The following is an 11,548-nucleotide window of genomic DNA, read 5'->3' as shown; positions in this document are numbered from 1 at the left end:
CTCAGTTTGCTAAAATGCAATGATTTCACTTTGCGTGTGCAGAGGGCGGCGGCTTGTCCGACTGCCCTTGCCTGCAAAGTATTATTTTTCCGATACAATGCTCATTTACGTAATAACGCTTATCTACTAACAACGCACCATTCCAACCGGGGTACAGGCCCCATGAAACAGGAGGGATGTCATTGAAAGCCTTATTTGAGAAGGAAAAAAAATACTGGAGTCATAAGCTGGAGTCTGAGGATCATATCATCTGCCTGCCATATACCAACAACGTATTCAAGGATGCAACTGCAACGAATTTAAATCCCCATACGTACACGCTCACATTTCCATCTGAAATTTCCGGGCGAATATCTTCTATAACAGGTGGCGCTCCATGGGCTGTGTTTATGGTTCTGCTTGCTGGAGTTGAAAGCCTATTACATAAATACACAGGGGAGGAACGTGTGCTGCTGGGCATTCCGGTAGCCAAGTCTGGCAACGATGCTGCAAAGCCGATCAATCATCTGCTTTTACTGAAAAACACGCTGGATTCCACGACAACCTTCAAAGCTTTGCTGTCTCAAATCAAAACCTCTGTCGGCGAAGCTATTGAGCATCAAAATATTCCTTTTTGGAATTATTCGGAGTTGCTTGAAATTCCACGTAACGAGGATGGGAAGCCTTTTATTCACACCACGGTGTCCCTGCAAAATATCCATATTTCTGATTTTCTGAATCATGTACAGTCTGAACTGGATTTTCAATTTCAATGGGAAAATACAGCGGTTTCCCTGAACGTGAAGTACAGTAGCGACCGTTACAACGAGGCGACGATTAAACGCTTTGTTGAGCAGCTGTTACGGTTGTACACCATTGTTCTGCATCAGCCAGAGCTGGCGATTTCCGCAGCTCAGGTGCTGTCAGAGGAAGAAGTGGAGAAACTGGCTTATACCTTCAACGATACGGCTGCGGATTATCCGCGTCATGCGTCCATTCATGCGTTGTTTGAGGAACAGGCGATGCAGACACCAAACCAGGTGGCAGTGGTGTGCGGACAGGACAGGCTGACCTATGGAGAATTGAACGAAAAAACGAGCCGTCTGGCTCATACATTGCGTAAGTTGGGAATCAGTACCGAGCAGACGGTCGGCATTGTGGCTGAACGCTCGATTGAAATGATCGTCGGTATGCTCGCGATTCTCAAAGCAGGCGGAGCGTATGTGCCGATTGACTCCGATTACCCGGATGAGCGCGTACGCTTTTTGCTGGAGGATTCCGGTGCAAACATACTGCTGGTACAGCGAATGGAGCATCGGCCCGTTGATTTTGCAGGGAGTGTGGTCGACCTGAGTGATTCTGCAATCTATGGAATGGATGATGCTGATCGTCGCAATCCCGTTTTGCCAAATGAACACGAGACGTATACTGACATGGCTAACATAGGATACGTGGATTGCTTAAATCCGCTCTATTCCATTTCTGCGAGTCCCGAGCTTGCTTCTACAACCACACAACCAGAAGCCAATCAACCAACCATACAACCAGTAGCTACGCAATCAGAACAAGCAAAACAAATACAGCAGGCTTATACAGCTGGAGGACAACCAAAGGCGACCGCAGCTGACCGCTTGGCCTACATCATGTACACCTCAGGGACTACAGGCCAACCCAAAGGGGTTATGGTGGAGCACCGCAATGTCGTACGTTTGGTGAAAAACACAAACTATGCGCAACTGGATGCCGATACCCGTATTTTGCAGACCGGGGCTGTTGTCTTTGACGCGTCCACCTTCGAAATTTGGGGGGCGCTATTGAACGGTGGACAGCTAGTGCTGGTGAGCCAGGATATTATTTTGGACGCGCCGAAGCTCAAGGAAGCTGTCCACAGCCATGGCATTACCACGATGTGGCTGACCGCGCCGCTCTTTAACCAGCTGTCCCAGCAGGATCTGGAGCTGTTCGAGGGGATACGGGAGCTGCTGGTTGGCGGGGATGTGCTGTCCGTCCCGCACATTAACCGCGTGCTGGAAGTTCATCCGAATCTGCGGATTATTAACGGCTATGGGCCGACCGAAAATACGACCTTTTCCACCACGCATGCGATTAGCGGCGTGCAATCCGCATCGGTGCCGATTGGCAGCCCGATCCATAACTCGACGGCGTATGTCGTGGACCGTTCGATGCAGCTGCAGCCCGTCGGGGCATGGGGAGAGCTGATCGTGGGCGGCGACGGGGTGGCACGGGGCTACCGCAACCGTCCTGACCTGACGGCTGAAAAGTTCATCGATAGTCCGTTCCGCAGCGGAGAACGTTGCTATCGCACAGGCGACCTGGTGCGCTGGAATGCGGACGGAACGCTGGAATACAAAGGACGGATTGACGCCCAGGTGAAAATCCGGGGCTACCGGATCGAACTGGGCGAGGTGGAAGCCCAGCTGCTGAAGCTGGAAGCGGTGCGTGAGGCTGTTGCCATCGCACGGGACGACGAGCAGGGGCAAAAGCAACTCTGCGCTTACGTGGTGACCCATGCAGATGTAGCGGCAAGTGAGCTGCGCAGCGCTTTGAGCCAGGGACTGCCAGGCTACATGGTGCCGTCGTATTTCGTGCAGCTGGAGCAATTGCCGCTGACGCCGAATGGCAAGGTGGATCGTCGGGCGTTGCCGCAGCCGGAGGGAAGCATAAGCTCAGGCGCAGAATATGTGCCTCCTCAAAATCAATTGCAAGTACAACTGGCGAGCATCTGGAAAGATGTGCTGGAGCTAGATCGCATTGGGATTAAGGATAACTTTTTTGAAGCGGGAGGACACTCTCTGCGGGCGACACATGTCATATCGCTCATCCATAAGGAATTGCATAAAAATGTACAGCTAAAGGATCTGTTCCAGCACCCAACCATCGAACAGCTCGCGCAGGTTATTGAAGCACTGGAGCAAACCACCTATGAATCCATCCCTGTTTCGGAGAATAAGCCATTTTATGCAGTATCTTCGGCACAAAAACGGATGTACATCCTCAATCAGCTTGATGGAGCGGGAATTAGCTATAACATACCCGGCGCCCTGACATTGACAGGTTCACTCGATCATAAGGCACTGGACAACGCGTTCCGTCAGCTTATTGACCGCCATGAAACATTGCGCACAAGCTTTGAAACCATGAACGGTGAACCTGTCCAGCGAGTACATGACAAGGTTCCTTTTCGCATGGAGTTGACTTATGCTCACGGAGCTGCCACAAAGGAGGCGGATGAGCTGGTACGCAACTTTGTCCAGCCGTTCGATCTTGGACAGGCTCCGTTATTCCGAGTTGGTTTGATTGAAACAGACCCAGAGCATCATATTTTGCTGCTGGATATGCATCACATCATTTCGGACGGCACCTCTATAAATGTACTGATTCAGGACTTCATTCGTTTATATGCAGGAGACACGCTGCCATCGCTGCGCATTCAGTATAAAGACTACGCCGCTTGGCAACAGAAACAGCAGCAAAGTGAACGCTACCGGGAACAGGAAAAGTACTGGCTCAATACCTTCGCGGGAGAGCTGCCTGTGCTTGATCTACCGACTGATTATCCACGCCCTGCGGTGAGAAGCTTTGAAGGAGATTTGCTGGAATTTACGCTTGACCAACGACAAAGCGAAGGCTTAAAAAGCATAGCGGTACAGACGGAATCGACATTATACATGGTGCTGTTGGCTGCCTATACGGCTTTGCTTAGCCGCTATAGCGGGCAGGAGGATATTATTGTCGGTTCGCCGATTGCGGGGCGTCCCCATGCTGATCTGGGCAATCTGATCGGGATGTTTGTAAATACATTGGCAATCCGTAATTACCCGGAAGGCGGGAAAACATTCCGCGATTACGTCCTGGAGGTCAAGGATAACGCGCTAAAGGCTTTTGAGCATCAGGATTATCCGTTTGAAGAGCTGGTGGACAAGCTGGGCGTGGATCGAGATTTAAGCCGTAATCCGTTATTTGATACCATGTTTGCTCTGCAAAATCTGGAGCAAAAAGAGCAGCAGCTGGCAGGGCTGCAATTGGCACCCTATCCGAGTGAACAAACAACGGCCAAATTTGATTTGAGTCTGTTCGCGCTGGAGGATGGGCAGCAAATTGCCTGCGCTTTTCAATACGGAACCCGGCTGTTCAAACGGGAAACCATCGAACGACTGGCTGTACATTTGCAGCAGCTTATCAATGCGGTTATAGAACAGCCGGATACCGTTCTTGCGGCTATTGAAATGGTTTCGGCCCAAGAAAAAGAGCAGCTTGTGCAACAATTCAACAATACAGCAGCAGGCTATCCGTATCCACGGGATCAAGTGCTGTCTGTGCTGTTCGAGGAACAGGCAGCACAATCACCGGATCGGCTGGCCATCACCTTTGCAGACACACAGCTTTCCTACCGCGAGCTGAATGAACGTTCCAACCGTCTGGCACACATACTCGCTTCCCAAGGGATACGGCGCGGCTCCGAGCCAGAGATACAGCGGGTAGGGATTATGGCTGAGCGCTCCATTGAACTGATCGTCGGTATGCTGGCGATTTTGAAGGCTGGAGGAGCCTACGTTCCGATTGATGCCGATTATCCTGAGGAGCGCATCCGTTATTTGCTGGAGGATTCCGGCGCCCAGCTGTTACTGGCACAACGACGTGAGCAGGTTCCTTTTGAACCAGGCATTCCGGTTATCGCTTTGAGTGATGATCCAAGATGGAGCAGCGAACCTGAACTTAATACGCATACGGATAAATCAGCTGCTATTCCAACTCGTGGATCTGCTTCAGATCTCGCGCATGTCATATACACCTCTGGTACGACAGGAAAGCCGAAGGGTGTTATGATCAATCACCGCAATGTCGTGCGTTTGGTGAAAAACAATAGCTATGCCTCACTTGACGAAAATACGCGTATGCTGCAAATAGGTGCAGTTGTGTTCGATGCCTCCACGTTCGAAATCTGGGGAACACTGCTGAACGGTGGCCATCTGTATCTGGTGAGTCATGACACGATTTTGGACACCGCCAAGCTCAAACAGGCGATTGACGAGTACCGCATTAATACCATGTTCATGACCACGGCTTTATTCAATCAGCATTCACAGCAAGACATTGGCTTGTTTGCGTCCCTGAGAGAACTGCTCGTGGGTGGTGATGTGTTGTCTGTACCACACGCTAACCGTGTGCTGAAGGAGCATCCGCACCTTCGTTTGGCCAATGTTTATGGGCCGACGGAGAACACGACTTTTTCCACCACTTATGACATTACAGAACTGCAAACCCAAGCTGTTCCCATTGGGCGTCCGATTGATCATTCGACCACGTATGTGGTCAATCGTTCGTTAAAGCTGCAGCCTATCGGGGCATGGGGCGAGCTGCTCGTGGGTGGTGACGGCGTGGCGCGGGGGTATCTGAATCGGCCCGAGCTCACAGCGGAAAAGTTTATTGAAAGTCCATTCCGGCCCGGAGAATATTGCTATCGTACAGGAGATTTGGTGCGTTGGCGTGCTGATGGCGTATTGGAGTACAAGGGAAGAATTGATGAGCAGGTCAAAATTCGCGGTTACCGCATCGAACTGGGTGAAATTGAAACCCGATTGTCCACGATTGCAGGCGTGAAGGAATCGGTTGTTATAGTGCGGCAGGATAATAACGGGCAAAAACAGCTGTGTGCATATTTTGTAACAGACAGCGAATTGAGCGCCAGCGATTTACGTAACGTTTTATCGCAGGATCTGCCGGGCTATATGGTGCCTTCCTACTTTGTGCGGCTCTCCAGACTGCCTTTGACACTGAATGGCAAAGTAGACCGCAGAGCACTGCCTGCACCTGAGCATAATGTCGACACAGGCGTGAATTATGTGGCACCCGAGACGGATGTTCAGCAGGCGCTGGCTGCGGCCTGGGGGGCCATTCTGGGTATTCAGAAGGTTGGGATACAGGATAACTTTTTCCATTTGGGTGGCGACTCCATCAAGGCCATCCAAGTATCGTCGCGTTTGTTTCAGGCGGGATACAAGCTGGAAATGAAGGACTTGTTCAAGTACCCGACAATTGCCGGACTAAGCACCTATATTCAGCCTGTTAACCGAATGGCGGAGCAGGGAGAAATTACAGGGCATGTTTTGCTTACCCCGATTCAGCGCTGGTTTTTTGAACAGCCTACGGCGGAGCCGCACTATTTTAACCAATCTGTCATGCTTTACCGGCAGGAAGGCTATGATGAACAGGCACTCCGTCAAGCGCTGGAGCAAATTACCACTCATCATGATGCATTGCGTATGGTTTTTCGTTCAGGGGAAAATTCGGGGGAGAACGGGCATATCGCATGGAACCGCAGTGTGGAGGAAGGCGAATCGTACCATCTGGAGAGTTTTGATTATAGGGACTTCCCTGCAAGCGAGAAGGACTTGGCGAAGATGATTGACACGAAATGCAATGAAATTCAATCCGGCATTTCTTTGGGTGAAGGCCCGCTCATGAGGCTGGGGCTGTTCCGTTGCCCGGATGGAGATCATCTGCTGGTCGTGATTCACCATTTGGTGGTGGACGGGGTATCGTGGCGCATTCTGTTCGAGGATTTGGCGACTGCTTATGAGCAAGCCTCCAAGGGTGAACAGGTGATTCAGCTGCCTCATAAAACGGATTCGTTCCAAACGTGGGCCGAGCAGCTGCACGCTTATGCCAACAGTCCAGCCATTGAACATGAGCGCGCGTATTGGGAGGAGCTTGCGCAAGTGGAACTGGCTCCTTTACCGCAGGATTACGGGTATAACGAGCACGAAAAGCTGCTCATTGGCGATAGCGAGTCGGTGACCGCTGTATGGACCAATGAAGAGACAGAGCAACTGCTCAAACAGGCAAACCGCGCCTACAGTACAGAGGTTAACGACCTGCTGCTGACTGCTGTAGGGATGGCATTGCAAGCGTGGTGCGGAAATGAGCGTTTCCTGATTCATCTGGAAGGGCATGGACGGGAAGCGATTTTACCAGAGGTGGACATTACCCGGACGGTAGGGTGGTTTACAAGCCAATATCCCGTTTTGCTTGATATGGCAGAAGAGTTGTCTCTTTCGCAGCGAATTAAGCATGTGAAGGAAGGATTGCGCGGCATCCCGCAAAAAGGAATCGGCTGCGGCGTACTGAAATACTTAGCCGATCGCCAGGGACAGGCGGCATCTCCGGCCATTTTTACAGCAGATCCCGAAATCAGCTTTAACTATTTGGGACAATTCGATCAGGACATGAAGGGAAATGACTTGCAATCATCCCCTTTCAGTGGGGGTATGCCACTTAGCCTGACCATGGCACGGACGTATACGCTGGATTTTGGCGGCATCATTTCGGGAGGCCAGTTGGGGATGACGATTAGCTATAGTCGTACTAGCTATCGATCGGAGACGATAGAGCGTTTGGCGGAATTACTGGAAGCGAGTCTGCGCGAAATTTTGACGCATTGCATCAATAAAGAACACCCGGAGCTGACTCCAAGTGATATTTCCTATAAAGGAATGAGTGTAGAGAGCTTGGACAGCCTGTTATCTGAAATGGGTACTGCGGGTAAGGTCGACAATATATATACACTGACCCCGATGCAAAAAGGGATGCTGTTTCACAGCCAGCTCGATAGTCAAGCAGCCGCCAATGACGCGTATTTTGAGCAGCTTTCTTATGATATGCAAGATCAACTGGACATTCAGGCTTTTGCAGACAGCCTGAATATGCTGGTTCGACGGCATGAGGCGCTGCGTACACATTTTTATTTTGGCCGGGATACGGAGCCGTTGCAGGTGGTGTATCGAAGCCGGGACTGTGGCTTTTATTACGAAGATTTGCGCGAGCTGGATGTGGAAACAAGGGACACCTGGCTGAAGAGCTTCAAGCTGGAAGATAAAGCACGGGGCTTTGATCTGCGCCGGGATGTTCTGCTGCGTGTAGCGGTTTTGCGCACCGGGGAAGACCATTACCATTTTGTGTGGAGTTTCCATCATATCGTGATGGATGGCTGGTGTCTGTCGCTTGTGAATAAAGAAGTGTTTGAGAGCTATGCAGCACTTCAGGAGGGTAGAGTGCCAGAGCTGGCACCGGCAGTGCCGTACAGCAGCTTTATTGAATGGCTGGAAGCACAGGATCGCGAGACGTCAGCCGACTACTGGAGAAGCTATTTATCCGGGTATGAGCAGCAAACAGCGCTACCTGCTGTAAAAACCGGTCGTAAGAGTGAAGGCTACACAGCCAGCGATTGGGTGACGGATTTGGAGCATGAGCTGACTCTCCGCGTGGAGGAGACGGCTAAGCGGTATCAGGTGACCATGAATACGTTATTACAAACTGCATGGGGGATTGTGCTGCAAAAATATAACAACCACAATGATGTCGTATTTGGCAGTGTCGTCTCAGGCCGTCCATCGGATATTATCGGGGTCGAGAACATCATCGGCTTGTTCATTAATACGATTCCCGTTCGCGTTCGTACCGAGCCAGGGCAATCATTTGCAGAAATCATGAAGAACATGCAGGAGCAGGCGCTGGCTTCTCATGCGTATGATACGTATCCACTGTTTGAAATTCAGGCATTGACCGACCAGAAACAGGATTTAATTAACCATATTATGGTGTTTGAAAATTATCCGGTGGATGAGCAGGTCGAGGAGCTGGGAAATGACGGGCAGGGTACATTCACGATTTCCAACGTGGTGGCTACAGAGCAGACCAATTACGATCTGGGCGTCGTCGTTATGCCGGGAGAAGACATCAAGATTCGTTTTATGTATAACGCGCTCTGCTATGATCAAGCAGACATTGAGCGTCTGTATGGACATTTTGTACGTTTGCTGGAGCAAATTTTGCTTAACCCGAATGTTTGCGTGGAAGAGCTGGAACTGGTTACAGCGGCGGAGAAACAACAGATTACGGGAGAATTTAATGATACTGCCTCTGTATATCCACACCATCAGACGATCCAAAAGCTGTTTGAAGACCAGGCCGAACGCACGCCGGATCATATTGCCGTAGTTTGGGGTCGTCAATCTTTAACCTACCGTGAACTGAATGAGCGAGCCAATCGTCTCGCACGTACCTTGCGCGCGGAAGGCGTCGAACCGGATCAGCCGGTAGGCATTCTGGTGCAGCGCTCACTGGAGATGATCGTAGGTATCTACGCGATCCTCAAGGCAGGCGGAGCCTACGTGCCGATCGATCCAGACTATCCGGCAGATCGCATCCGCTTTATGCTGGAGGACTCGGGAGCGAAGCTGGTGCTGACGCAAGCGCGTGTGGCCGAGCAAGCGTCCTTGAGCTTCGACGGCAAGGTGCTGGTGCTGAATCTGGATCGCCCGGAGCAGGATGGCAAGGAGATGTACCACGAAGACAGCTCGAATCTGGAGCCACTGAGCGGACCGCGACATATTGCCTATATCATCTACACCTCCGGTTCGACCGGAAAACCAAAGGGCGTCATGGTGGAGCATCATTCGGTCCTGAACCGGATTTTGTGGATGCATGATCGTTATGGCCTGGGCGCAGAGGATACGATCCTGCAAAAGACCGCCTTCACGTTTGATGTGTCGGTGTGGGAGCTGTTCTGGTGGTCGATGGTCGGTTCGAAGGTGAGTCTGTTGTCGGTTGGCGGGGAAAAGAATCCAGAGGACATCGTCGATACGATTGCCCGCGACGGAGTCACCACGATGCACTTCGTGCCAGCGATGCTACATGCGTTCCTGGAATATGTGGAGCAGCAGCCACGGGAAGTGATGCAGACGAAGCTGGGTACGCTGCGCCATGTATTTGCCAGCGGCGAAGCGTTGCCGCCGCAGCATGTGGCGCGGTTCCAGCGGCTTGTGTCAAGCCTGGCTGGAGCGAAGCTGATCAACCTGTATGGCCCGACGGAAGCGACGGTGGACGTCTCGTACTTCGATTGCGAGCCGACGGAGGAATATACGGTGATTCCGATCGGAAAACCGATTCAGAACATCTGTCTGTACATCGTGAAGGAAGGCACGGAGCAATTGCAACCGATCGGGGTTGCGGGCGAACTGTGCATCAGCGGTGTAGGCGTAGCCCGTGGGTATCTGAACCGTCCGGAATTAACGGCGGAGAAATTCGTCGCCGATCCATTTGCCGATGGCAAAGCAGGCTATGAGCGGATGTACCGTACAGGCGATTTGGCGAGATGGATGCCGGACGGCAACATCGAATATCTGGGTCGGATCGACCATCAGGTGAAAATCCGGGGCTACCGGATCGAACTGGGCGAGGTGGAGGAGCGGCTGACAAGTGTGCCGTCCGTACGGGATAGCGTTGTTATCGCTGTGCAGGATGGTGCAGGCCAGCAGCAATTATGTGCTTACTTCACTGCCGATAAACAGCTGACTGTCCGTGAGATTCGAAGTGCATTGTTGGCCACCCTGCCAGGCTATATGATTCCATCCGCCTTTGTACAATTGGATCGTATTCCTCTGACGGCCAACGGCAAAATCGACCGCAAAGCGTTACCTGCACCGGACAAAGCGTTGCACACGGGTACAGAATATGCCGCACCGCGAACCGAAGTGGAGCAGTTGCTGGCAGCCATTTGGCAGGAAGTGCTCGAAATCCCGCAAGTGGGTATCCACGATGACTTTTTCACATTGGGGGGACATTCCTTGAAAGTGCTGGAGTTGGTGCGCAAAGTTCACCTTGCCACAGACATCGAGCTTCCAATTCGCAGTGTGCTGGAGTTTCCGACCATAGAAGAGCAGGCGCTCGCATTATTGAAATCCGATCTGGAATACAAGGCGGATAGTCCAATCATTCGGTTGAATGAACACGGTCCTGTCTCCATCTTCTGCTTTCCGCCCATGCTTGGATATGGGCTGTCGTTCGCGGAGCTTGCGAAACAACTGGATCAGGATGCAGTCGTGTATGGATTGGAATTCGTAGATGATGCTGCGGATGAGCAGGAAATGCTGGCACGGTATGTTGATTTGATCGTTAGCACGCAAGCGCAAGGTCCGTATGTGCTGCTGGGCTATTCCATAGGTGGTAATCTGGCGCATAAGACTGCCTGCACGCTGGAGCGTCAAGGTCATGCTGTATCCGACATTTTTATGCTTGATTCGGTCAGAAGGACGGAAGCCCTGCCCTTCACAGCCAAAGAAACAGAGCACGAAATTCACGCCATGCTGGAACAGGTTCCCGAGTCCTACCGTGAGCTGTTGAATGACACGTACCAGCGTAAAATGATCGCCTACGCGGTGTATGGCAACCAGCTTGTGAACACAGAGACCATTCAGGCCAATATTCACGGTTTTGTTGCTGTTGGATCGGAAACGGTGAAGGGGACAGGAGATAATCGACTCTTATGGAAAGACACTACACAAGGAAGCTATGAAGAGCATAGCTTGATCGGTAGTCATTATGAACTGCTGGAACCTGGTTTTGTCGAGGAAAATGCAAAACGTATCCGTACCGTAATACAAAGCATAGCCCGAAGCATGGAGCAAAATATGGCCCATGACTCTTCAAAGCCAATGGTCGATGATATGTCCGGCATTCGTTAATTTATAATCTGTCAGATCTATTCTTC

The 11,548-nt window shown here is 51.4% G+C and carries 1 protein-coding gene; it reads left to right on the top strand.

Features of this window, described 5'->3' with window-relative positions:
- Nucleotides 1-182 precede the first annotated feature (182 nt).
- Nucleotides 183-11,522, top strand: a complete 11,340-nt coding sequence (locus tag KQI_RS0107060) for a non-ribosomal peptide synthetase (protein ID WP_010346055.1) — start codon at nt 183-185, stop codon at nt 11,520-11,522.
- The last annotated feature ends 26 nt before the right edge of the window (nt 11,523-11,548 follow it).

The organism is Paenibacillus peoriae KCTC 3763 (assembly GCF_000236805.1).
Lineage (GTDB): Bacteria > Bacillota > Bacilli > Paenibacillales > Paenibacillaceae > Paenibacillus > Paenibacillus peoriae.
Note: the sequence above shows the minus strand (reverse complement) of the source record. Positions and strands in the feature narration are given on the sequence as shown.